This window comes from Pseudomonas sp. MYb541, from assembly GCF_037479595.1.
Taxonomy (GTDB): Bacteria; Pseudomonadota; Gammaproteobacteria; order Pseudomonadales; family Pseudomonadaceae; genus Aquipseudomonas; species Aquipseudomonas canadensis.
Map to the genome: position 1 here is coordinate 41,699 of NZ_JBBGYS010000013.1, position 25,148 is coordinate 66,846.

A 25,148-nucleotide genomic window follows, 5' to 3' on the forward strand; every position below is an offset into this window, starting at 1 on the left:
CTTAGAACTGAAAGTACAGAAACGGTACGGCGTCGCGGCTGGCAATCAGCGCAAACGACAACACAAACCCGGCCACCGGCCACAGCGAAGCCGCCACCACAAACCAGGGCTGGGTGCCGAAACGCTGTTCGCAACGCACCTGCCAGATCGGCGCAATGATGCACACCAGGCCCAACAATGCCGCCATGCCATGGGCCGGGCGCATGGCCACGGCCATCGCGTCACCCAGGCCCATGCCGTGCATCCCGAACTGGCCGGCGTACATGGTCAGGGCTGAGTGGAAGTCCGGCGCACGGAACAAGGTCCAGGCCAGGCACACAAACAGCAATGTGAGGATGTGCGACAACACCGGCGGAATGCTCGGCAGGCTCGAACGCGACCACGCACGGTCGACGCACAACGCCACGCCATGGGCCGAACCCCACAACAGGTAGTTCCAGCTATCGCCGCCGTGCCACAACCCGGCAATCGCCATGGTGAGAAACAGGTTGCGATAAGTGCGCCATACGCCGTCGCGGTTACCGCCCAAGGCGATGTACAGGTAGTCGCGCAACCAGCTGGACAACGACAGGTGCCAACGCCGCCAGAAGTCCTGGATGCTGCTGGCCAGGTACGGCCGGTTGAAGTTTTCCGGGAAGTGGAAGCCCAGCATCAGGCCCAGGCCGATGGCCATGGCGCTGTAACCGGCGAAGTCGAAGAACAGTTGCAGCGAGTACGCCAGGCAACCGATCCAGGCGTCCACCAGGCTTGGGTTCTCCAGGTGAAAGGCAATGTCCACCAGCGGCGACAAGGTGTCAGCCACCAACACTTTCATGCCCATGCCGATCATGAAGCGCCGCGCGCCGAGGGAGAAATTTGGCCAGTTGAAATAACGCTGGTTCAGCTCGCGGCGGACCCAGTCATAACGGATGATCGGACCGGCAATCGAGTGCCCGAACATCGAGATATAGGTGGCGTAGTTGATGAAGCTGCGCTCCACCGGCACCGTATGACGGTGCACATCCACCAGGTAGGAAATCGCCTGCAACACGATGAACGACAGACCGGCCGGTAAAGCCACACGCTGCCAATCAAGCGGCATATAGCCGTACCAGGTGATCACCTCACTCACCGTGCCGGCGACGATGTTGGCGTATTTGTACCAACAGAGCACCGCCGTGTTGAACACGATCAACGCGATCAACAGGCGCACCCGGCCCTTGCCATCCTCACGGGAGCGGTCCACCAGCAAGCCGCCGACCCACGCCACCACGGTCAACACCATGTGCAGGAACAGGAACAACGGGCTCAACCAGCCGTAGAACAACCAGCTGCCGATCAACAGGATGACATTGCGCCAGCTCGGACGAGCCAGGGCATAGATCAACAGGAAGGCCGGCAGGAACAGCGTGAGGAATTCGAGTGAGGCAAAGACCATGGTGGTGTCGGACCCGATCAGTTAGCGAGTGCGTCAGAGGCGAACAGCAACTTCGAGCCTTTGTCTGAAGGAACGGCCAAAACGCTGTAGCGCTCGCCCGCCTTGAGGGTAAACGTCAGCGGCTGGCCAACCGGCGCACCGGCGCATTTGAGCTGCACCGAGAGTTCCACCGGGTTGATCATGCGACGCTGCACCGCGCCTTCCGCGACCTTTTTGAACAGCTCGGCCTTTTGCGCCACGGCTTCCAGGCTGGCGTCGGCGCAGGTGGCGTCGGCGTTGATAAAGGCCAGGGAGGCTTTGAGCGCGTTGAAGTCGTCCGGCACTTCGCGCACCACCAATTGGCGCGTAGCGCCCTTGGCATCGACCAGTGCGACCACCGTGGCGAATTCGCCAGGCGCCACTTTCACGGAGAAATCGGTGTTTTTACCGGCGCTGCTCAACATGCCTTTGATCGGCTTGTCACCGCCGACCACTGGCAAAAAGGCCGAAACGGCTTTATCGCCATTCAACACCAGGCTGGCCTTGGAACCGTCGGCCACCAGCTTCAACTCGCCAGGCGTGCCGTTGGCAAAACGCAGGAACGCTGCGTCTTGCTCCGGGCCCGTCGGGTACAAGGGGATGTCGGCGCTGTAGGCGCTGACGCTGGCGAGCAAAGTCGCCAGGCCCAGGGTCATCCGTTTCATTATTTGCTTCCTTTACCGTAGGCCGATGGCGGCAGGTCACCCAAGGCAGTACCGATCGCCTTGGCCCACTTCTGATAACCGTCGATGGTGAAGTGCTGGCCGTCGGTGGTGATCCACTCGCCCGGTTTGGAGAACGTCAGCGAATCGATGTAGGTGCACGGCGCCACGTTGCTGGCCAGGAACGACGACATCAGCTTGGTGCGGGTGTCATCCTTCTTGTACTGGGAACCGACTTTGCCCCATGGCGGGCCGACCCACACGCATTTGGTGCCGGTGTCGGTGATGGCTTTGGTCAGCGAGGTCACGCTTTTCCAGGCCCAGGCTTTCGGGAACACCGGGTTGGTGTAAGAGCCCATGGTGTCGCCGATGATCAGCACGACCACGTCGGGCTTGTCCTTGGCGATCAGTTCCTGGATCGGCGTGGTGCTCATGGCGTTCTTGCCATAAATCACGGCCTTGCCGGTGGGCGTGCGTTCGCCACCGCACTCGACTTTTTTCGGGACAACCCAATCCGCCGCACCGGCACCGCACGCACCGATGGAGTGAACCACCGCGCCTTGCTTGGTGAGGTTGTCTTGCAACGGGTTGAGCAACGAATCGGGAAAGCTCATATGACTTTCGCCTAATACCAGCATGGTTAGGCCGGCAATCGCAGAAACAGGCATGAATGACTCCGATTAATCAGTTGGAATAAGGTGAACGGTACGGGCTGACCGGCAGCGGCATAGGCCCGCTCAGGTCTTCGAACAAGTAGCGCAGATAAGCATTACCGGCGTACTGGCGGTAGTCCTGGGCGTTGTCGACACCGATTTCGCCACCCAGGTAGAACCGCGAGCTCAAGCGGTATTCGGCGGCGGCGTTGAAGCTGTAGCCGAGGCCGGTTTTGCTGTCGCTGGCATAGGTGCGATTACCCACGGTCTGGCTGTCTTGAAGATCGTTGTGCCCCGGGAAGTAATCGACGCCATCTTGCTCGATATGCTGCACGCCTACCGAAGTTTTTACTTGATAGCTGAAACGGTCAAAGCTCTGGGCCCAACGGATCGGCACGCCTAGAGAGAAGAAACGTTGCGGACTGAAGTAACCGCCATGACCGTAGGTGTAATAACCCTGGTTTTCCTTGAAGCCCATCACCGAACCACTGATGCCCAAGGTCAGAGTGTCACGTTGGGTATTACGCAGGTACCAGTAGATACCGCTGCCCAGTTCCAGACGGGTATTGTCCTCTACGTTGTTACCCAGCATTTCATGCAACGAGGCATAGCCATAAACACCCAGCTTTTGGTTGTCGTAGCTCAACTCGCCACGGCCGCCGTTAGCGGTCACACCGCCCCATTTTTCGCCAGTGCGCTTATCTTCTGAGCCGGCGAACGAGGTCACGCTGTCAGTTACTGGGCGACGAGAAATATTCGCGCCGTAGCGGAAGTTCGAATTCGCCTCAAACGGTCGCGCAACACTCACACCCCCGATCCAGGTCTTGTAGGTGAAACCTATCGGGCTGACCCCGAGATCCGCCTTCAACCCCTGATCAGGATTCTCTACCGCGATGGCAAAACCGACGCCGCTGTCACTTTGCTTGCCCAGCTCAGCGTTGGTCCCACCGCCAAAGCGCTGTGCTGCGAAGCCTTTAACCGCACCAGACGTCAAATGCACCGGCGTCACGCGCAGCGCCACCGTGTTATCGCCCACCGGCATCCGCGCTTCAAACGGCGCTTCCACATCGGTGATTTTGCTCAGGCCTTTCTCACCGTTGTTGCTGCGTGCGCTCAAGCCTTGCACCACATAACCGGTACGGTCACGCAGGATGGTATCCAGCGCACGCCGCGCCGGGCTCAGCTCGGGACTGTCGATGGAGGCAATGCTCGAAGGCGGCACAAACGGATCGCTCAGGTCGTTGGACGTTGCACTCGCAAACGCGTTGGACGTCACGCTCTTGGTTGGCGCATCGATCGGCGGCGGTACGGCGCCGGCAACGGTCAGGTCGGTGACCTGGCGGCGCTGGCCCGGCAAGCCTACGAACGGGTTGTACGAAGTCCCTGGAGCGCCAGCCTGGGCCACTTGGGTCTTGGCCTTCATGGCGTTTTCAATCGCCAGGGCCTTGCGCAGCAACTCGGCAGCTTCGCTGTTCTTGCCCAGCCCTTGGTAAATGCGCGCGGCCGAGGTGAGTGTCTCCGGGTTACCCGGCTCCAGCGCCAGCGCCTTGTCACTGGCGCTCTGCGCCAAGCTGCGGTCATTGCCTTTCAGGGCGATGTCCGCCAGGCCCAGCTGCAGGCGTGCGTTGTTCGGGTTCTGCTGGATCAACGGCGCGTACAACTCCATCGCCTTCTTGCCGTTGCCACTGGCGGCGTACATCCGCGCCAATGTGCCGACGCCCAGCGCGTCATTGGGACGCTGGGCCAAGGCCGGAGACAGCATGTCATAGGCGGCCACCAGGTCGTTCTTCTCGCGCAGGGCATCCGCCTGTTTGACCCGGTACAGGTAAATCAGATCGTCATAGCGCTGGCGACCGATTTCGCTCAAAGGCTGGCCTTGCACTTCGCGCAGGATCTCGCCCGCCTCACTGTACTTGTTGGCCTTGAGCAACACGTTGGCGTATAGCAGTTTCTGGTCGACCGTCGGGTTGGGGTTGTTCTCCACCACCTTCTGCATCATGTCCAGGCCGTATTGCGCGGCGCCGACTTCTACATAGGCGGCGGCCAGTACGGCCACACGCTCTGGCTTCTGACGGGTCAACGGCTCGGAACGCCCCAGCAATGCCAAGGCTTCCGGGCGCTGGCCACGGCGAGCGGTTTCGATGGCCACGTCGGTCTGCTGGTGCAGCGCGATATCGATCGCCAGCTCGTTCATGTCTGCCGTGCGCTGCGCCGCGGGGATACGCCCCAGGGTCGTCTCGGCCTGTTTCCACTCGCTCAGTTGCGCCGACAACAGCGTGCTGGTGTACAGCGCGTCCGGTTGGTTGGGCTGGGTCTTGAGCAAGCCGTCGATCAACGCACGGGCATTGCGGATCTGGCCGTCGCGCAGGTACATGCGCGCCAGGGCAAAGCGGGTCCACGGGTTTTCAGGGTCAGCGTCGAGAGCCTGGCGATAGGCAGCTTGTGCGCCTTTCACGTCACCGCGTTGCTCCGCCAGTTTGCCGACCTGGGTCGCGCGCAATGCGTTGATTTTCACACTCGGTGCGAACTTGGCGCGCTGCGCCGGCGAAACCGAGTCGATCAGCTTCAAGGCCTCATCCGGTTGACCCGATTGGGACAACACGTTGATCAAGCCACTCAAGGCATCCGGGTCACCGGGATGACGGGCCAACACCTTGCGGTAGCCGGCTTCGGCTTCTTCGAACTGGTTGTCCTGAGACTGGAAACCCGCCAACGCGACCGCCGCGCCAGGCTGGCCTGGGTTCAGGCGCTCGGCCTGGGCCACCAGGTCACGGGCCTGGGCGCTGCGGCCGGCGCGTTGGGCGTCACGGCTTTGGCTGATCAGGTTCCAGTACCGTACGTCATTCAGGGCCGACTGCCACGCGGCACCACCGGGCAAGCGGGTGGCTTGGACGAGGTAGTTTTCGGCTTCGCTGTAACGCTCTTGCTGTTGGCGCAATACGCCCATACCACCGAGGGCATCGACGTCATTGGATTTTTGCGCAAGACGCGCGGCCAGCAACGGCTCGGCGGTTTTCAGGTCGCCGTCATCCAGCGCCTTGAAAGCCTTGGTCATCTGCGGGTCGCGCTGCCAGGTGCCGCCGCCTTTGCCTTGGGCAATGCCTTTGTTCATCAGCGCGCGGATCTCGGCGTCATCCGGGTGCACGGTGAGGAACTGCTGGAACAGCGACACCTGGTCCGGCTTCGGCGGGCCGAGCCAGATCAGCGCGAAGCGCCAGGTTTCATCGGCATTGCCGCCCACGTCGTTATTCGGTGCCAGTTTAGCCAGGGCACGAATGCCGTCAGGCCGCGTGGCCGGGTTGCGCGCCAGGTGCTTGGCCAGGAACAACGCAACGATCGGATCGTTGGGACGCTCACGGGTCAATCGCTGCAGGCCAGCGATGGCCTCATTGGTGCCCTTGGCGGTGAATCCAAGCGTGTTGTAGTACTCACGGGCGATCAGGCCTTGCGGCTGACGCCCCTGGAAAATCTGGCGATACAAGGCCACGGCCTGCTCACGCTCGGCATCCGGCTCGCCCAGTTCGCGCGCCTGCTCCAGCAACTTGGCGTTGTCCGGCACGGCCACGGTGATGTCCTGCTCCAGCTGCAACGCCTGACGCGGCACCGGGCTCAGCGCTTGCAAGCGGGCCAGGTACTTTTGCGCTTCAGCCGGACGGTTCTGTTGCACCTGGATCAAGCCGATACCGTACAGCGCATCCGGTTGCTCAGGAGACAGGCTCAAGAGTTTCTGCCAGGTCTCCAGCGCGCGCTCAGGGTTCTTTTTCGACTGCCAGTAGTAGCCTTGCTCAATCAGCAGGGACTGCGGGTCGCTGGTTTCAGCCACGCTGGCCGTCGAGACCAGGGCAGCGAGAATCGCAATGGCTAGCGTGTGACGGCGCATGCGGCCTCCCAGGATAATTTGACCGTACCGTCTTGTTCAAAACGGTACTTCTGATCGGCAAAGCCCTGGCTGAACAGGCTGAGCATGTAGTCGTAGTAGATCGGCTGCGCACTCTCGGGTGCTGAAGGCGCCAGGGCCTTGGCGAGTGCCTCGTCGACCTTGGCCTTTTGCAACTGCGCCAGGGCGGTTTCGCCGCGGGCCTGGAAGAAGGCAATGGTGGACGCGGAGAAACCCATCGGCGTGTAGCCGTTGTTTTTCTCGGCTTCGCCGGTCAGCACGTGGATTTTTTCCGGCGGGAAGCCGGTGACCGATGCGGCCGTTGCGCGGGAAATACCGCCCAGCGACTTGAGCATCGCCGCCGCCAATGGATCGCCTTTGGCGGTCATGCCGGCCCACATGTAGGTGCGGATCGCGTCGTAGCTGCCCAGGTCATCGGAGAACGGGTCGACCACAAACAGCCCGGCGTTGGCGCTGGTCGCGCGATAGCCGACCCAGTTGGCCGCGAGGCCGTGGGGGTTGCTGGCGGTATCGGCGAGCATGCGCGCGTTGCTTTCAGCCACTTCGTTCCAGCCGGCGTTCGGGCGTTCTTTCTGGAAGCGACGCAGTTGTGCAAGCACCTGGTAGCTCGGGTTGAAACGCCACAAGCCGCCCGGATGCACGTAGCCCACCGGCCCCGGCAACAGCATCTTGCCCAGGCCGGGCACACGCACAATCAGGTTGCGCTCAACGTTGGCCAACAACAATTGCGCGTCGGCGCGGTACTGCGGTGCATTCCACACGCGGGCCGCTTCGAGCAAGGCGTAGGCCATCCACAAGTCAGCGTCGCTGGCAGAGTTCGGGTCGATCACACCCCAGGTGTTATCAGCTTTTTTGCCCCACAACCAACCCGGCAGGTTCTGGCCGATGTCGGAGCCCGACATGTTGGCCTTGGTCCAGGTCCACAGCTTGTCGAAGCTCGCACGGTCGTTGCCGACCAACGCAAAGAACATCGCGTAGGACTGCCCTTCCGAACTGCTCTCGGTGGGTTTCATCGACGAGTTCAACACTCGCCCATCATCCTGCACAAAGCGCTTGGCGTAGTTCTGCCACAGCGGCCAGTCACAGGTTTGCGCCTGCGCGCTACCGGCAAACATCACCGCGCCCAGCGCTGCCAGGGCCATGCTCTTGAGCGGGCTCATGCCAACCGCCGTTTTGCACGTGCACGCAGTGACAGGTAGATCAGGGAAGTAACCACCGCCAGACCCAGGAAGGTGATCAACAACATCCAGCCCAGGTGCTGCGACAGCTGCCATTGCATGAATTTGAAGTAGTTGAGCTTGCCGACGTAGTACTGCTCGTCACCCACCAGCGAGCTGATAGTCGTGCCCTGCACCACGGCCAGACTGCCCTGGATCGAGTCTTTGTAATCGTCACCGCCAATCAGCGCCGAGGTGGCTTCCAACAGGCCCTGCGGCTGGTTGCTGGCAATCAGCACCACGCTGCGGCCGCTCTTGAGTGGCGATTGGAAACCGGCCAGCCAGGTGCTGTTGCTCAGGCCTTTGAAGGTAATGCCGGCGTTGGCTGGGTGCTGGTTGGCCGCCGGGTCCGGGCTGACCCAGCTACGTACATAACGTGGCAGGTCAGACAGCAGGAACTGGTGCTGCTCACCATCGCTGGTGGCCGGCAGGTATTGTTGCCACTGCTTGAGCAGCGGTTGGTTGGCGGCGGTGGCGAGCACCAGCAGGTCTTTGTCGGCAACGCTTTGCACGTCCTTGGCCTGCACCACTTTGACGGCGGTGGCCGGGTAGCCGGTAGCTTCGCCGAAGCGGCCCATCACGGTCAGGTAGGCGGTCATCTCGTCGGTGCCGAAGTTATCGGGCATGACCACGGCGGATTCCGACAGGTCAGCCAGACGGGTGAACGGGAAGCCGGAGTCGTTGAATACGCCCAGGTTCGGCATGGCGATGTAATGCTGGTAGCCGGTGACGTCGAGGGTGGAATCCGGGTCGATGGAGCCACGCATGTTGTCGACGATGATGTCGCGGCATTCGCCTTCTTTGATGTAGTCGTACATGAAGCGCAGTTGCAGCTTGGACTTGGGCGATGCCGAGCTGATCGGCAACAGGGTCGTCACTTCGCGCGGCAGGCTTTCGTCTTTCTTCAACTGGTCGAGCAGGGTCTGGCCACCGCCCAGGTTGGTCACCGACGGCAATGCCACGGATTTCATGAACTGATCATTCAGGCCGATCAGCAGCGACGAGTTGGTCGACACTTGCTGTGGCGTGTAGCGGTATTTGAGCTTGAGCGGCACGCCCTCTTCACGCCAGTTGAACAGGTCCGGCGGCAGGCGCATATCGACGCTGATCGCGCCAGGGTTGTAGCCCGACACGCTGAGTTTCTGCTGTTCGATCAACTCGCCCAGACGCACCGGGCGGTTGCTTGGCAACCAGTTGGGCGCGTCGTACGGACGGCGCGGTGCCAGGCTGTCGAGCTTGGTGATGACCACGCTGTTGCCGGCCAATACCGGGTTACCCAGCACGACCGCGTTGGCGGCGCGCTTGAGTTCTTCGCCGTCACGCCCGGTGACGATCAGCAGTTTGCCGTTGACGTCATTGGGGTTGGCGATGAGGGTCAGGGTCGGACCGGTCGGCTTGGCGACCGCAACACCGTGCACGTCCAGTGCGTCGGCGGTTTGCACCAGTACGATGGCGTTGCCTTTGGCCGGTAGCTCACCGAGGGTGCTCGGGAACGTCGCGCCCCGGTAGCTGGCGAGGCCGCCGATCCATGAAGACAGGGCACCGGCCGCTTCCAGCGCGGCGCTGTCGGGCGCAGTGGCGAACACGAATGGCAGGCTGACCTGGCGCGCGTCACGCTTGTCGAAGAACGGCAGCGGCAGCACGGCCAGGTCATCCTTGAGCACGATGGGCTCGACCTGCACTTTGAGCTCGCTGCTGTTGCTGATCTTGGCCCACAGGCTGCTGTGCAGCGGGTCTTCGCAAGACATGGTGTAGTGGCCGATGAACTGCAGGCTCAAACGGTTGAACTCGGTGATCAGCTTCGGCGGAAGCTGCACCAGTTGCTCCTGCTGGATGCCAGCGCCGTCTTTGGGCAGCGCCAGGCTGGCAGCGACTTCGCCGTTGACCAACACGTTGATCTGCGAGAGGTCGGCCAGCAGCGCCGGCGAGTAGCTGTACTTGAGCAGCAGTTGCGCGCCCTTCACCACTTCATCGGCACGGATATCGAAGTTGACGCTGTCGGACGACTCCACGCCTTGCAGGTTCATGGTGTCGCGACGCCCCAACTGCTTGAGGGTCAGGCTGTAGCCGTTATCGGTTCTTTGTACCGGCACGGTGGTGGCCGCTTGCTCGGCAGCTTGCGCCAGGGTGTTGAGGCCCATCAGCGAGGCGATCATCAGCGCGAGTGCACGGCGCGGATGAGGGCGAGCGAATATCTTCGAGGTCATGGCTTGTCCATCAGCGTATCAAGCGGTTTTGTGGGGGTGCGGCTCAAGGCCAGACGCAGTTCATGTAGGGTGGCGCGGCCCAGGGTGAACAAGCCGCCGATGCCGATGGAGCCCACTTCACGCAGGGCCGCCAGCGGTGTATCCGGCTGGCCGGCGCCCCAACTCGCGGCCCAGGTATCGGCGCGGGAAAAGGTCAGGCGAACCAACTCGCTTTGCTGGCGCAGGCTGAGGGGCTCGAACTGGGCGCCGATCTGCGCGCCCTTGCTGAACACCACGCGGGCATCGAACAGACTGTCCTGGCCGTTGCGCGACAGTACCAATTGCACGCGCTCGCCCTGGGTGATCGAGTGACCATCGGAGAGCATCAAGCCGAAGCCGTTTTGCGAGAAATCCTGAGTCGTGCCTTCAAGCACACGGCCGTCAGCACAAATGATGCTCACCGGCAGCTTGGCGCTGACACGCGGTTCGGAACGCACTTGGCGCGCTTCCGAAGCCACGGCCACGGCGGCGCTGGTGATGATCAGGTTGTAGAGGGTCCAGGTCAGGTTGATCGCTACCGTCACAGCGGTGGACTCATCGCCCCAGATCAACTGGTGGATACCGAAGCCCAGGCCGACCAGATTCACCGCCAACAACACCAGGTACGGGCGCGCGAGTTTCCAGTCGAAGAACTGCTTGTCGATGATGCCGCCCTTGTCGGTGACGTTGAAGCCCCCGGCCTTGGGGTTGACCAGCGCCACCAGCACCGGTGGCAGGATGTACCAGGCCAGTACCGTCTCGTACACCTCGTTCCAGAACGAGTGACGGAAACGCCCCTGGATCCGCGAGTTGGTCAGGCTTGAATGCACCAAGTGAGGCAATACGTAGGCGACGATCATCAGCGCCGACGCGTGGAAAATCTCCGCGCCGAACACCAGGTAGGCCAACGGTGCGGTCAGGAACACCAGGCGCGGCAAACCATAGAAGAAGTGCAGCATGGCGTTGGCGTAGCAAATGCGCTGGCCCCACTTGAGGCCCTTGCCCAGCAGCGGGTTGTCGGTGCGGAAGATCTGCGCCATGCCCCGCGCCCAGCGAATTCGCTGGTTGATGTGGCGCGACAGGCTTTCGGTGGCCAGGCCCGCGGCTTGCGGGATAGCCAGGTAGGCGGTGTTGTAGCCCAGGCGGTTGAGCTTGAGCGCGGTGTGGGCGTCTTCGGTCACGGTCTCGACGGCTACGCCGCCGATTTCCAGCAGCGGCTTACGGCGGATGACCGCACAGGAGCCGCAGAAGAAGGTGGCGTTCCACAGGTCGTTGCCGTCCTGCACCAGGCCGTAGAACAGCTCGCCCTCGTTGGGCACGGCGCGGAAGGTATCGAGGTTCTTTTCGAACGGATCCGGCGAGAAGAAGAAGTGCGGCGTTTGCAGCATCGCCAGCTTCGGATCCTTCAGGAACCAGCCCAGGCTCACTTGCAGGAAGGAGCGCGTCGGCACGTGGTCGGCGTCGAACAGGGCGATGTATTCACCGTCGGTGACCTTCAACGCTTCGTTGAGGTTACCGGCCTTGGCGTGGAAGTTATTGTCGCGGCGAATGTAGTTCACGCCGACCTTGCGGCAGAAGTCACGGAAGTCGTCGCGGCGGCCGTCGTCCAGCACGTGGACGCGCAGCTTGTCCTTGGGCCAGTCCATTGCCTGGGCAGCGAAGATGGTCAGTTTTACGATGCTCAGCGCTTCGTTATAAGTCGGGATGAACACATCGACCGTCGGCCACTCTTCGGGCTCGGTCTTGAGCCACACCGGCGTACGGCGCAGCGGCCAGGCGGTTTGTACGTAGCCGAAGATCAGGACGATCAGGGCGTAGAACTCGGCGGCGACCAGGCCGTAGCCGAAGAACATGTCGATCCAGGTCTCGAACCCGAGGGTGGAGGTGAGCCGCCAGAACATGTAGCGCAACGACGCCACCAGCGACAGCACCACCAGCGCGAGGATCGCCAGGCGTCCGGGAATTTTGCGCAGCACCAGCACCGCCAAGAAGCACACGCCGGCAAACAGGCATTGGCTGTAGAGGTCGAGCGGTGCGCTGATAATACCCAGCAACAGCAGGGCGCCGAGCACGCAACTGGCAACAACCAGCACCGTACGCAGCGCCGCAGGCCACCGATTGAAGCGCGCAATCGCGCCATTTAGGCGCTGTTCAGCGCGCCCTTCGACGAAGGGCGTGGAGGACGTATTGTCGGTCATGGGAGGTCCGAGTCGATGCGTTCGAGCAAGGTGCGGCACAGGGCGTGGACGTCCTGGCTGCCGATACTGTTGACGGTGGGGTCGAGGGGATCGCGACCGTAGGCTTGGGCTTCACTGAACGCGGGGTCGCGGTGAACCGTCCCCAGCAGGGCAGCACCCAGACGGGTCTTGAACACCTCGGCCATGTCCAGGCTGAAGCGGTGGGCCGCGTCCAATTGGTTGATCACGTAGAAGCGCTGTGGCGGTTTTTCGCGAGTGAAGTACGGCGCAAGCACACTGTCCATTTGGTCGAGGGTGCTGAACGAGGCCACATCCGGCTGCACGACTACCAGCACCGCATCGGCCACCGACATGGCCTGGCCGAGGTACACGGTATTGCCGGCCGGGACGTCGATGATCACAGTGTCCTGGCCATTCAATTTAAGGCTGGCCAATCGTTTGCCCAGCCACTCGCTATCCTCACCCAACCAACGGTTCAGACTCTGCTGCTGCTCGTGGCCGGTGCTGCCAAATGCCACCAGCCTGCAACCGGCAAAACCGCGTTCAGGCAGGGCTTCCCAGCTTTCATTGAGCAAGCTGATCGCGCCGACGCCAGGCATGTCGAGGCCCAGGCACAGGTGATGACGCAAAGCATTCTGCGGGTCCAGGTCCAGGGCGAGCGCCGGGCGACCCTGGCGCTGCAAGCCGCTGGCAATCGCAGCGGTCAGGGTACTGCGACCGACGCCGCCTTTCACCGAGACAACCACCACGACGTTGGGGTTGGATTGCTCCGAATACACTTCACCGTCACGCCCCTCCATCACTTCGGGCGGCCGCAGGTGGTCGGCTTCGCCTTGGCTCAGCTCCTCCAACAGACGCAACAAAGGCGCTGAAGGCGCTTCGATCACAGGCAGGGCTTGAGTGACTGCTGGGGTCTCCAGAACCTCTACATCGTCCTCGATAAACTCATGGACAAAGTCGATCTCGCGGTAGCCACTCGGGTTGGCACCCAGCTTGTTGAATAGTTTTGAAATGTCATCTGCTCGACTCACTCACTGCCCCTCCCCACCTGTTTGCGCTCTAAAGGCGATAAAAAGGTCAGCAATAAGCTGACCTTGTATTTTTCTAGTTATGTGGTGTCGGGTGCATTCTGTGATATCACATTGATGGTGTCAGTATTTTGATGCTTTTAGTTCAAATTAATCCGACGAACGGCATAGCGCCATTTTTATGACTTTTTTGTGCTGAAAAGTGCATTCGCTGTAAGAACATGAACTTGCGCTGTTATTTCGCGAAAATTGCTGTCCGGGTGGACAAGAACGGCGCAAAACTGACATACCCATCAATAAATATTCGATTGCCCAACATGGTCTCGAAAAATTACCTACATCAAACCGCGATTAATCTGACGGTTTATATCGCGCAACAGAATACGGAAACCTCACCTGTATTCAAGGGAAAACCAGCCGAGCGGTTGATTCGAATCCCCCGCGAAGCCACGGCCCGTGTATCGGTGCGTACAGGCACCGCCTCGCTGGACAGCGAAGCAAAACCCGCGCCGCACGACTCCACTAGGGCACTCAATCTGCTAAGCCCGGAGGATACCGCCCATTAACTAAACTAAATTGATCGCAGTCAGCCTGTTGGCTTTTGGCTTTTGGCTTTTGGCTTTTGGCTTTTGCTGCAAATGCCGACAGAGATAGGCAGTGGGCTACAAGAAGTTCGGGAAGAACTGTGGGAAGGGGCGTTGATACCCATAACAACCGGGCACCCGAGCGCCCGGTATTGGAGCGGGCCCGCCTTATTGGCGCACGCGGCGCTCGGTGAACGCGTAGTCATCCTGGCAATCGCTGGTAGGGTCCGACGACACACTCACGTAGTGAACGGTGTCGGCGTCGAGCAGCTTATAGGTGTACACATCTTGCGAACGTACGCCGTCCGTGCGCAACTCATTCTTGCCATTGGCCGCAGACCATGAACCCTGCTCGGTCTGGATCACCTGAGTCTGCTGCGCGTCGCGGTAGAAGGTAATGACGAAGCGACCGTTTCACGTGAGGCGTCCTTTGGATGCGATGAGATTGCACCGGGTTAGACCCTTCGGCGACCCAGGAAGAATCCTACCCTTGCTGATCGGAAAAAGAGGCGCGGATGAAAAAACCTTGGGTTCTGCAAAAATAGTCAGAATTCAGGGGTTTACAGAACCTTTCCAATCGCTATAATCGTCGCCCTAACACGCCGGTATAGCTCAGTTGGTAGAGCAACTGACTTGTAATCAGTAGGTCCCGGGTTCGACTCCTGGTGCCGGCACCACATTAGGCTTCATTGCATTCCATCGAATGCTCTGGAAGCCCCGAAAACCCGCCCTTTGGCGGGTTTTTTCGTTCCAGGACCCTCTGTCGGGATCCAATAAAATCCCCCTTCCCCGAGGGTATGTTAGGGGTACTGCGATTTTCCGGTCAGGAGCGCGTACCCCTATGCCACGTCTAGCGATCCCTCTCAGCGACCTGCAATGCCGCACGGCCAAAACCCGCGAACGCGCCTACAAACTGTTCGACGGCGGCGGCATGTACCTTTTCGTCAAACCCAATGGCGTGAAGACCTGGCGCTTGAAGTACACCAAGCCCAGCGGCAAGGAAGGTACGCTCATCATCGGCAATTACCCCATCGTTACCCTTTCCGTCGCACGACGTAAGCGAGACGAAGCCAAGGCGTTGCTGCTCGACAACCTCGACCCAATGGAAGAAAAGAAGAAGGCCAAGATCGTAGCCCAGCGAGCGGCACTGCTTTTCGAAACCGTTGCTCTGGAGTGGCACGCCGACATGTCCCGTCGCTGGACCGAAGGACACGCAAAAACCGTGATGAGCCGACTGCGTACCCACGTCTTCCCGCTGATCGGCCAACGACCCATCGCTGAACTAGATACCCATGACCTGCTAGAGATCACCCAGCGCATCAAGGAACGCGGCACCATGGATGTGGCGTTACGGGCACAGAACTACTTATCCACCATCATGCGCGGGGCCAAAAGGGCTCGGCAGATCACCATGAATCCTGCACTGGATCTGGCAGGCTCGATTCACGCGCCGCGCACAGTCCATCGCCCGGCCCTCTCCCTCAACCGCCTACCCGAACTGCTACACCGTATCGACAACTACAACGGCCGCGAGCTGACGCGCCTTGCCGTGCTGTTGACGTTGCATGTATTCGTCCGCTCCAGCGAACTGCGCTTCGCTCGATGGAGTGAGTTCGACCTTCAACGCGCCATGTGGGAAATCCCCGATACGCGCGCACCGATTGAAGGGGTACGCAACTCCACACGCGGGACCAAAATGAACGGCGACATTCAAATGGTTCCGCTATCGCCGCAGGTCATCGAAATACTGGAGCGCCTGCGCAGCCTCAGTCGCTTTTCAGAGTTGGTGCTACCAGGAGACCACAAGTACTGGAAGCCCTTGTCCGAGAACACGGTGAACACCATGCTCCGCAACGTCGGCTATGACACCAGCAAGGACGTGTGCGGCCACGGCTTCAGGACCATGGCCTGTAGCGCCCTACTAGAGTCCGGATTATGGATCCGACGCTGCCATCGAAAGACAAATGAGTCACAAGGAACGCAAGCGCGTGCGCGCCGCGTATATCCACAAAGCTGAATTTCTGGAGCAGCGCAGGCTGATCATGGCGTGGTGGAGCAACTACATCGACGCCAACCGCCATGGGCATGTGACGCCCCACGAATTCGCTCACCCGGTTGGTGACAACATTACCGCCCTACAAAATAGCCGTGGTGCATCCAAACGTGGGTAAGCCAATGAGATCACCGCAGTCCGCCCTTCCACGCGGGTCCATCCAAGCGGGGCTGCAAAGCCGCCCTGCTTGGATGGACCTCACTTAAAAAATCTAAAGCCCACGCGAATTGTCTGTGGAAAACCATGGATTTCCACCGGTGGATAATTTCATCCACAGCCGCAGAACGCCCGAAAATGCAGATCTTGACCCGAATTATCCACAGGCGTAGAAAAGATCGGGCAAAGCGCTGTCGTTGACAGCAACCCAGGTAGCCAGGACCTTTAAGGCTACGCCACACCGTGGTGGTTCACCCAAAGTGCGATTAGCGTCCGGCGGCTCGCACGGTCACTCACCAAGTGATGGATGCCTACTTCAGATCATTGCCATTGTGGCAAATACATCCCTCTACCCAGCTGCCCTGCAGCAACCTATCCGCTTGGCCATTTCACTGCGCCAACCTGCGCCCGTCTCTTTCTTCTGGAAAGAGACGGGCGCTCCTACCGCTGCTGCAGCCCACCTCGTATAAGGCTTTGCGGCAATTCCCTCTGTGACAATCGGCGTGACAAACACCGAAGTCATCAGCAACAGCGACGCAGATGATGGTGCCGCAGCCCACGGAATGGACTGCACCTGACTGACAGCCAGGCATGCCTCGGTCATCGCATTACTGCCTTCACCCGACTCAGGATCTCGCGGCGCTGGTCTCGTCAACCAATGCAGCCTCCACCCGCCCACCGGTAACGGTGTCCAGGGGGCCAGATCATGAGATGCCCAAGCTCCTGGTCGTAAGGAGCCGCCAGTCCCGCGCTAGTGGGCAACCCTCACAGGTCGCAGGGACCTTGATCCCTGATAACACTCAACATTCGTGGCGGGATGACGTGGGGAAAGTTTCAAAGGTTTTGGCTTCGAGAGGAGTTTGATCATGGCGCTAGTAGGTAGACGTGATGGGCGCAATTTTGGCTATGGCCGGCAGCTGAGTTATGCCGGACCGCAGGCGTTGCGCGACCTATTTGGCGGCGGGCATTACGGCACGGTCAAGGCGCACAGTGATCGCTGGCAGGCGTTTGTACGCTGGTGTCGGTCGGAGGAAGGGCCGGGGTTTAACGATGCGCGGCAGATTGATCGGCAGACCTTGCTGGACTACGCCGGACATCTGCGCCAACAAGTTGAACAAGGTGAGCTGGCCGTCGCCACTGCGCAAAACCGGTTGTCCAGTGTGAATCGGACCATGGCCGCGCTTCGCGGTGATCAGTTTGTGAAAGTGCCGAGCCCGAGTAAGGCGCTGGGAATGCGCCGCACCACTGTTCGTCGTTCAGTGCCGCAAGGCCAAGACCGCGAACAGGTGAAGCGGATCGTAGAGGTGCTTTGCGAAAACCAGCAGCCGCGCGCCGCGGCCATCGCTCAGTTAGCGCGAGCCACCGGTATGCGCTTGCGCGAGGCGATTTTGGCCGACCTTCCCCGTCTAAAACGTGAAGCCAAGCAATTCGGCAAGATCAACATCCAGGACGGCGCCAAAGGGGGCCGCTCAGGTGCCTCCGCGCCTCGTTGGATTACGGTAGATGATCATATTCGTGAAGCTCTGAGGTTTGCCGAACAGGTTTCGCCCAATGGTGGCCGCAACCTGCTGGCACCGAACGAAAGCTACCTCGATTTCTTGCAGGGGATCGTCCGCCCCGCCCGAGATATCCTCCATACGCACAATCTCAAAGGCTTCCACGAATTGCGGGCAGCTATGCGTGCGAACGCTATGAGCAAATCACCCATCATCTCGCGCCCATCAACGGTGGCAGGTGCAGGCGCCTCAATCCACGCCTTGATCGAGAGGCACGCTTACAAATCAGCTATGAGCTCGGACACGGCCGTATCGACGTGGTATCGGCGTACATCGGTGGCCCAGCATGAGCAAGCCATTCGATATGGAGCTGTTCCTGACGGGCGTCCTGACCGGATCGCACACCACCCGCCAACGCCACCTGCGTCAGGCGAAGGCTATCCAAACAGCGATCGCTGAGCGCTGGCAACGCGACAATCCATGGACTTGGCAGAGAAAGCACCTTGCGTGGTTTTTGAATCACAACCTAAACCAGCACACTGAATCGACGCGCTATTACTATTTGCTGACCATGCAATTACTCACTCATCGCTTAGGAAAACCCTGGCAGTTCAACCGCTAAACGAAGATCAGAAAACGGCCAGTAGCGAACGTTCTGACGTGCTCCTGCAAAGCTAGGTGGCCACACATTTCTAACTGCTTCTGCCTTCGTGACCGAGTAAATGCCGTGCTTCCTGGCGTTATGGTTGCCGGCAGGCGCTCCAGTGCTTACCTCGCATTCGGCCGTCTCGTCCTCGCAGGGTTACACAGTCTTGTTTTGCATTGGCCGACAAAACATCATGGGTGGCGCAATGCAATCTCTCTTGAAAAGGACTCACATCGATGGCCAGAGACAACTTCAGCGACCTGACCAAAAGTGACTTGGCGAGAAACGCCCACCTACACTGTGTTTATCCAGGATGTCCCCGCGCCACACACGGCCCAACGGAGTTAGGGGAGAAATCGATCAACGTCGGGCATGCAGCTCATGCCTCCGCCGCATCCCCTAAAGGCCCTCGTTTTAATACGGAAATGACGCCTGAACAGCGAAAGGCGTATGAGAACGGAGCTTGGCTATGTGCTCACCATGCGACATTGATCGACAGAGACCCCGAAAGTTATCCAGTTGAAACAATCCGCGGTTGGCAAAAGCAGGCTGAAGATAGAGCCCGCGAAGCCCTCACCGGACGCCACATGCGCGCAAACATCGGCTATGAGGAGGTTTGCTCTAAACTCGAGGCCTTCCTCAAAGAAACGAACCGAATCTCCATCACCATTCATCGCGGCATAGAAACCAAAATGCAGATCAAAAATGAGGTGATAGTCGCGATTGGAGGCCTGGTTTCGCAATGTTCTGGATGGAACTGGCGACCTACTAACAAGTTTCACTCCCTTGACCAAACCACTTCGTCCATTCAGCAACGAGCTATTGGCTCCCTTAGCATGATTCACAGTGAGGTGAGCGACTCGACCAATTGGTACAACGATGGTTACCACCGCACCATTATTGGAGCGCAAACAGTGTTTAGCCTTACCCCACAGCATGAGCTGGATCGAATTAACGCTTCCGCATCGAAAGTCGTTACTGCGTACCTAGATTACCTTGAATGCATTGATCTTCTCAGGCAGTACGCTTCAGGGAAGCGCTCGTTTCAATAGGTCGACCAAGAGACTCAGCTACCCGAAAGTTTGGCGGCTGAGCGGCCTCCTTGGTTACATTAAGACGCGCCATGCTCGTCAAGCTTTGGCGGACTTCTATGTAGCTTTCCGCTCCGAGATCTAGCCAGTTTAGCTTCCGTTCAGTGCGAATGAATCAACGACTGCTTTGGGTTGTGGATTCAATCGGTGGTCGCTTCCGACCCAGGCTGTGTGAAAACGTTTTGGAGTGAGTTTGACACTCAGAACCGCAACGGAAATCGCATTCCTACGCAAATTTTAGGTCTGGCTGACCAGCCAAACGCTGCCAGATTTTACGTAGCAACGCAGACTTCAAAACGGGGCATGCGTTTTCACTCAGCCTGGACCCAAAGCAGCCGATCAGGGCGTCTACGAAAGCAGATACGGTTCATTGCGTCCTTCGATTTCGATCACAAACGCCAGATACAGTCTATGACTTCGTAATTTGCATCCCGTTAGATCGCGTTGGTACACTATTGCCGTGTGGGAGTTAGTGGTCGAAACGCCGGCCGATTAAAGAAAGTTCGCTCAAAGCCGGAGACTGGGTTCAAATCCTAGCTACACAAAAAATTATGCCAACACCCGCCCTGCAACCGTTCCTAAATGCCACCGGTCATATCGTTCATCACTTGAACTCGATTGTGGTGGGCCTAAGCGCAGTCGAAACGGGTATGGCAGTAAAGCCCGCAACGATGGACATCACATGGTCACCGCACAGCCCTCGGACTTCGGGTCGGCAGGCGCGGGCTTTTGCACTTCGTTCCACATTGGTGTTTCTCTCCGAAGAGCTGAATGGCTATTTGGATCGCCTCACAACTTTCCCAGGCGTGAACAGGCCCGCAGATTGGGAATCAAAGAGCAAATCGGATCGCTTGATGGCCGTTTGGCGACTTCTGGGCCTAGAAGAAGACTTCATCCTCGTAGGCGCGCTTCTGGTCGGGCATTGGCGAAACCGGATTATTCACCGAAAGTCGAATGCACGCCTCACGGATGCTCAGCGGATGCTGTTCGTTAACGCTGCGGATAAGATTGGCGAGAACTTCAAAAACCTTGATCCGACGCGAACGCTTGAAGACTTCGAGAAAGATACACCGACCTTGAAGGATGTGTCATCGCTAACCGCTATGGCCATCCGTTGCGTGAAGAAGCTTGATGACGCTGTCCCTGAGCCGAAGAGTGCGGAGGAGATAGCCATGTGGCTATCTGCACTAGGCCTGTCCGACGATCTTGATCGAGTGCGGCGCATCTCCTCTGCCAAAGGAAAAGAGCAGGTCGGAGTTTCCACATTTTTGCGAACACACTGTCCAGAATTGTTGGATGCTTACACCTACTATATCGGCGATGAAGCGTAACTGGGCAATTGACGCTGCCACCAAGTCGCAGGGTTGCGCGCGCCTATTCTTTGCCGATCCTCTCTAATTTCGAGTGACCAATTTTGGCCGATCTCTGCCTGTCACAACTGACGGAAATCGACCCAAAGCGGACACTAACGCCTGAATTGAGTTGCACCGAGAAACGGCGTCGGCTTGAACGATAGGGCTTGTAGGCTACAAAATTGGTTCAACCCGAGTCGCATATATATCATTCGTAATCGGGTCTGAGTTTATTGTGCTTGGAGGAATGGGGCTGATGGTTTTCTTGATTTCAAGCTTGTTGAGGTGTTTTTTGAAGAAATCCAAATAAGGGCTGTCTCCTTCCAAAAAAACCATCAAGTTCTCTTTCGCACGGGTGAGTCCAGTGAATACCATTTCCGGGCTATCATTGTTATTGATCAGTAAAAAAATTAGCGGAGACTCAAACCCCTTGAAGCTATGTGTGGAACTGAGCTTCATCACGCCGCTATTGAGGTTGAACCCGATCTTCTTGGCCCCGCCAATCTTATCGTAGCTTTGAGAGTATTTAGGATGCTCGGATACTTCGCGCGAAGGGAAAGAGCACAGAGTCCTTTCCTTATGGGATTCTGAAGTCCTTAGGACGTAATCAAGATTTCTAAGAACGGTCTCTTGGGAGGAAATTATAGAGATATCGTTCGGGTGAATCTTGTTGTCTTTTGCTATCTCAATGATCGCCCCAGCCAGTTGCCCAAGACTTTCTTTTACAAAAATACCGAAGGCTTGAACTCCCACGCTGGTGAGACTCAACTGGAAAGATTCATCGGTATCTAGTTCGTAGTTTTGAAAAAGAAAGCTCTTCTGGAACGATTCCACTAAAGAGATAATGGGAGACTCAGTCGTATAGCGATAGCTTTTAGTCAATTTAACCCATTTCCCAAAACCTTCAACGACTCTCGAACGCCGCTCTTCGTCCAGTGCACGCTTGTAGATATTCTGCTTCTCGTCGCCGAAAAGAACCATTTCTCCATCATTCTCAAGGAAGTAGGACCGAATGATTTTTATCCACTCTGGTTTGTAGTCTTGGATTTCATCAATCAAGATAGTGTCGTACTTGGCCTCGATTTCCACACCTTCGAAAACCTTCGGGTTACTATAATATTTCGCTTCAAGATAACGGTCACGTTCTATAGCAATTCGCTTTGCAATTGCAGGATTTTTTCCTTCGTACTGAAGGTCTTTTAGGATCTCGATCTCAATTCCAGAGTTGTTGAGCGATTTGGTTATAAATCTATGGTAATTGGCGATATCAAAATAAGACCAGGAAAAATCTTCTCTAATGGCACTGATCTTGTCGTGGATGTAGCTGCCCAGAGTAATATTGAAGGTCAATACCAGGACGCTGCCACCGTGGCGCTTATGAGCATTGACGGCTCTGCCGGCGAGCACGACGGTTTTTCCCGAACCTGCAAGTCCACAAACTTTTGTTCGTGCCTTAGCTGCACTCTGGATCAGCTTGCTTTGCTTGTCGGAGTAGTTGACCGGCTTGCCTTCCGAAGCATAATGATAGGGTGGGTTCAGCAGCCGCTTGAATTCGGCGTACACGGATTCATCGAAGGTGCTTTCCTTCGCTGTTATGGGAAAGCTGATTTTTGGGAGGCGATCTTTGTGAAGAGACAAGGACATGTCCCGTTCAAATCTATGTTTGCCTCGCTCGATCCATCCTCGAGTTTTCTCGTATGCATCAAAGTCTCGTTTCTTTGACTTGAATCCGTTCTCATTTTCACGCGACTGGTCGTACAGTCGATCAAGGTTAGGTTGATATAGTCGCTGTATTGCTTCCTTGCTACCGTAATGAAAGTACACGTAGGTCTTGATCATTTTGAAGAAGCTTTTATTCTTCAAGCTCTTTTCTAGTAGCCCATTGATGTGAATGTCAAAAAAATTTTTCTTGTAGGCGTAGACCTGAGCGAAAGGAGATTTAACTTGCTGTGACCGCGAAGCGGTGCTGACGGACCATTTATTGTCGGTGTCGATGCTGTAGAGATCTAGGTTCCAGTCCTTAACCTCTATGATGATCACCCCCGCTTTCGGGGACATGAGCACTATGTCTGGCCGATCCCCGTTGAAGCAGGGCTGAAAATAGACTTCAACCTGATCGTCTAAATTTGTTGCCAAGAACTCCAGAAGAAACACTTCCCCTTCGGTTGGCTTTTGCTTCGCCGCTTTCGCAGTTTCCAAATTCGGTATGAGTATCGCCATAAGAGACCTGAATCGCCAAGGTTTTCGAGTAGCCCTAACGTTTGGCTGAGGGTGACCGGAAGCGCAGCTTACGGACGTTCCGAGTGAGCGAAGCGAACGATATGAGCCAATTGAGATTGCCCGACCGAACAAAGGAAATGATGCCAACGCCGAGCATAACCGGCGGAGTGCACTGCGTGTCGGCTTTGGTTCGGAAAGTTGTTTGTGCCGTGCGCATTGTGTGAAAGCAACTCCTTTGCTGTGCACAAATAACGGCCTCTACTGCCAGGCGGCCATTCGATTCGGGGAGCACCGCGACGATACGGTGATTGTGTTTCCTGGCTCATTGCTGGGAGCCGCGAAGTGGTTTCCGCTTGAACACATTGTTGGGTGAACAGAGAGCACAGCACATGGTCGGGCAAGACGTCCGATCCGAAAGACTGAAGTGCCAGCGCCTAGTGCGCGCACTGCGCCGCAACCGCCGAAGAAGGACGGCCGCCGCGGCCTCCCGAAGGTGAGCACCTGACTACCGCTGTGAGTTAAGCACGTCTATTCGTGAGAGTCCGTATGGCCGTCTGCTGCCTGTCGCCACGGCAGCTTTTGGCGGATTCCTGCCTATTCTCTACGGAAGGGATGATCGACAACGTTCGAATTCAGGAGGTTTACCATTCGTATGCGGCTCTGAATTACTTACAGACCGACAATGTGCTGACATCTAAAAATTCCCGAATTCGATTCCACATAACGCCATAACTAGCTGATTTATTTATAGTTACTAGTTGGGGTACGCCGAATTTTCCAGCGAAATCCAGACGCCCGGAAAACCTGGCCTCGCCGAGACATACCGTTCGTCTGGTGCCGCACCATATCTCGAAGCCCCGCAATGCGGGGCTTTGTGGTTTCTGGGGTTTGGAACATCACTCTTTCTGAAACCACTAACCCCCCTTCAGTCCAAGATTCGTCCAATTTCATTTTAGGGACGCCTCGACATCACGCACCTAAAAACCCTTGTGCTGTACGAGTCACCTTCACCGCCCCCTCATCCAGAAACACCCAAGCCGTGGCAAACACGTGAGGGCTTGGGTGTTTTTGAGGTGTCCTAGCGAAAACCATGCTGTCCAGACAGGACGCTCGTATCGGCGAAATTGGCTTTGCGATTGGCTATGAGTCCGAGGCGGCGTTCAGCCGCGCCTACAAAGCCTTTTTTGGTCGCTCGCCACGGGAGGACAACGCCCGGCCGGGGTAGGCCGGGACGTGTTTATCAATGACCCGCGCTTTGCCCACCGTCGACATGCAGAATCTCGCCGGTGACAAACCCAGCGCGCTCCAGATAGACGATCGCCTGGGCGATGTCACTCACCTCCCCCATATGCCCGACCGGATGCAATTGCCCGAGCGCCCCGTGGGTTTCTTCGCTGTGCATCGGCGTCTTGATAATCCCTGGGCTCACCGCGTTCACCCGGATGCCACGCTTGGCGTACTCGATCGCCAGGGACTTGGTCGCTGAATTCAGCCCACCTTTGGTGAGGTTGGCGAGTACCGATGGCACGCCGTCGATGGCGTGGTCCGCCAGGCTGGTGGTGACGTTGACGATATGGCCAGCGTTGTTCTTTTCCATCTCGGCAATGGCGAGTTGGGTGATGTAGAAGAAGCCGTTGAGGTTCACCGCGAGCACATTGGCGTAGTCCTCCTGGGTGTAGGCCGTGAAGGGCTTGGCGATAAAAATACCGGCGTTGTTGATCAGGCTGTCGATGCGCCCGAAGGTGGCCAGGGTTTCGCGGATGACGCGCTGGGCGGTGGCCGGGTCAGCGATGTCGCCGGCGACGGTAAGGATGTCCGGGTCGGTGGACGGTTGGATCGAGCGCGAAGTGGCGACGACCCGGTAATCCAAAGCGCGGTAGGCCTGGACCACGGCGGCGCCGATACCTTGCGACGCGCCGGTGATGATGACGACTTTTTTCATGAGAGTTCTCCGGTAGGGATTCAGGCTTGGGATTTGCGGTATTCGGTGGTGGTGATGCCGGCGTAGCCCCAGTTATCGGTATCGACTTCTTCGATGACGATGTGGGTCAGGTCCGGGCGTTTGTGCAGGACGCGTTCGAGGGTTTCGGTGAACTCGGCGATGACCTGGGCTTTTTGCTCCGGGGTAACGCCGTCACGGGTGATGCGCAGGCTGACAAAGGGCATGGCAATGACTCCAGTGGCCGGCCATCGGGGTGATGGGCGGGCAGTGGGGCCAATTTAGGCTTGCGCCG

Annotated in this window: 16 protein-coding genes, 1 tRNA gene and 3 pseudogenes; 8 read left to right on the forward strand and 12 right to left on the reverse strand. The window is 58.1% G+C overall.

The window, feature by feature from the left end; translation table 11 throughout:
• Position 1: 1 nt before the first annotated feature.
• The 8 genes from WH299_RS10280 to bcsQ are packed head-to-tail and all read right to left on the reverse strand — an operon-like array spanning position 2 to position 13,319.
• Complete coding sequence (locus WH299_RS10280; protein WP_123475280.1) at positions 2-1,417, reverse strand: MBOAT family O-acyltransferase; 1,416 nt, start codon at positions 1,415-1,417, stop codon at positions 2-4.
• A 17-nt stretch (positions 1,418-1,434) separates the two neighbouring features.
• The gene (locus tag WH299_RS10285; RefSeq protein ID WP_339550207.1) at positions 1,435-2,100 is read right to left on the reverse strand and encodes a cell division protein FtsQ; all 666 of its coding nucleotides are present in this window, start codon (positions 2,098-2,100) and stop codon (positions 1,435-1,437) included.
• The gene (locus WH299_RS10290; protein WP_028615346.1) at positions 2,100-2,765 is read right to left on the reverse strand and encodes an SGNH/GDSL hydrolase family protein; all 666 of its coding nucleotides are present in this window, start codon (positions 2,763-2,765) and stop codon (positions 2,100-2,102) included. Before WH299_RS10290 ends, WH299_RS10285 begins: the two co-directional genes overlap by 1 nt.
• A gap of 16 nt (positions 2,766-2,781) precedes the next feature.
• Positions 2,782-6,630 carry a cellulose biosynthesis protein BcsC gene (locus WH299_RS10295; RefSeq protein ID WP_339550209.1) on the reverse strand — a complete coding sequence of 1,283 codons (3,849 nt, stop codon included), beginning with the start codon at positions 6,628-6,630 and terminating at the stop codon, positions 2,782-2,784.
• Positions 6,612-7,808, reverse strand: coding sequence for a cellulose synthase complex periplasmic endoglucanase BcsZ (gene bcsZ / locus WH299_RS10300; protein WP_122730368.1), 1,197 nt, complete (start codon positions 7,806-7,808; stop codon positions 6,612-6,614). Before bcsZ ends, WH299_RS10295 begins: the two co-directional genes overlap by 19 nt.
• Positions 7,805-10,072, reverse strand: coding sequence for a cellulose biosynthesis cyclic di-GMP-binding regulatory protein BcsB (bcsB, locus tag WH299_RS10305; protein ID WP_339550210.1), 2,268 nt, complete (start codon positions 10,070-10,072; stop codon positions 7,805-7,807). Before bcsB ends, bcsZ begins: the two co-directional genes overlap by 4 nt.
• A complete protein-coding gene (gene bcsA / locus WH299_RS10310) occupies positions 10,069-12,288 on the reverse strand; it encodes a UDP-forming cellulose synthase catalytic subunit (RefSeq protein WP_123475286.1) in 2,220 nt (739 codons plus the stop codon). The genes bcsB and bcsA overlap by 4 nt, the downstream gene beginning before the upstream one ends.
• Positions 12,285-13,319, reverse strand: a complete 1,035-nt coding sequence (gene bcsQ, locus WH299_RS10315; RefSeq protein WP_236317591.1) for a cellulose biosynthesis protein BcsQ — start codon at positions 13,317-13,319, stop codon at positions 12,285-12,287. The genes bcsA and bcsQ overlap by 4 nt, the downstream gene beginning before the upstream one ends.
• Positions 13,320-13,537: 218 nt before the next feature.
• Here bcsQ and WH299_RS10320 point away from each other — a divergent pair, with 218 nt between their 5' ends.
• The gene (locus WH299_RS10320) at positions 13,538-13,882 is read left to right on the forward strand and encodes a hypothetical protein (RefSeq protein WP_339550212.1); all 345 of its coding nucleotides are present in this window, start codon (positions 13,538-13,540) and stop codon (positions 13,880-13,882) included.
• Positions 13,883-14,068: 186 nt separating this feature from the next.
• Here the strand turns inward: WH299_RS10320 and WH299_RS10325 are convergent, their stop codons facing one another.
• Positions 14,069-14,266 carry a hypothetical protein gene (locus tag WH299_RS10325; protein ID WP_339550213.1) on the reverse strand — a complete coding sequence of 66 codons (198 nt, stop codon included), beginning with the start codon at positions 14,264-14,266 and terminating at the stop codon, positions 14,069-14,071.
• 235 nt (positions 14,267-14,501) lie between these two features.
• Here WH299_RS10325 and WH299_RS10330 point away from each other — a divergent pair.
• The 6 genes and pseudogenes from WH299_RS10330 (at position 14,502) to WH299_RS10355 (ending at position 20,673) form a co-directional block, all read left to right on the forward strand.
• Positions 14,502-14,577 (forward strand) — tRNA-Thr (locus tag WH299_RS10330).
• Between the two features lie 164 nt (positions 14,578-14,741).
• A pseudogene (locus WH299_RS10335) lies at positions 14,742-16,071 on the forward strand (tyrosine-type recombinase/integrase).
• 904 nt (positions 16,072-16,975) lie between these two features.
• Positions 16,976-17,955 (forward strand): annotated as a pseudogene (locus tag WH299_RS10340) (integrase domain-containing protein).
• The gene (locus WH299_RS10345) at positions 17,952-18,227 is read left to right on the forward strand and encodes a hypothetical protein (RefSeq protein ID WP_339550214.1); all 276 of its coding nucleotides are present in this window, start codon (positions 17,952-17,954) and stop codon (positions 18,225-18,227) included. Before WH299_RS10340 ends, WH299_RS10345 begins: the two are co-directional and overlap by 4 nt.
• Before the next feature lie 260 nt (positions 18,228-18,487).
• Positions 18,488-19,303 carry a hypothetical protein gene (locus WH299_RS10350; RefSeq protein ID WP_339484055.1) on the forward strand — a complete coding sequence of 272 codons (816 nt, stop codon included), beginning with the start codon at positions 18,488-18,490 and terminating at the stop codon, positions 19,301-19,303.
• A 590-nt stretch (positions 19,304-19,893) separates the two neighbouring features.
• The gene (locus tag WH299_RS10355) at positions 19,894-20,673 is read left to right on the forward strand and encodes a hypothetical protein (protein ID WP_339484054.1); all 780 of its coding nucleotides are present in this window, start codon (positions 19,894-19,896) and stop codon (positions 20,671-20,673) included.
• Positions 20,674-20,868: 195 nt separating this feature from the next.
• Here the strand turns inward: WH299_RS10355 and WH299_RS10360 are convergent, their stop codons facing one another.
• Positions 20,869-22,914, reverse strand: coding sequence for a nuclease-related domain-containing DEAD/DEAH box helicase (locus tag WH299_RS10360; protein ID WP_339550215.1), 2,046 nt, complete (start codon positions 22,912-22,914; stop codon positions 20,869-20,871).
• 1,078 nt (positions 22,915-23,992) lie between these two features.
• On the opposite strand from WH299_RS10360, the pseudogene WH299_RS10365 reads away from it, so the two are divergent.
• Positions 23,993-24,139, forward strand: a pseudogene (locus WH299_RS10365) (helix-turn-helix domain-containing protein); the annotation flags it as partial.
• A 15-nt stretch (positions 24,140-24,154) separates the two neighbouring features.
• On the opposite strand, the gene WH299_RS10370 reads toward WH299_RS10365, so the two are convergent.
• Positions 24,155-24,856 carry an SDR family NAD(P)-dependent oxidoreductase gene (locus WH299_RS10370; RefSeq protein ID WP_339550216.1) on the reverse strand — a complete coding sequence of 234 codons (702 nt, stop codon included), beginning with the start codon at positions 24,854-24,856 and terminating at the stop codon, positions 24,155-24,157.
• 20 nt (positions 24,857-24,876) lie between these two features.
• The gene (locus WH299_RS10375; RefSeq protein WP_016979078.1) at positions 24,877-25,080 is read right to left on the reverse strand and encodes a tautomerase family protein; all 204 of its coding nucleotides are present in this window, start codon (positions 25,078-25,080) and stop codon (positions 24,877-24,879) included.
• Positions 25,081-25,148 lie beyond the last annotated feature (68 nt).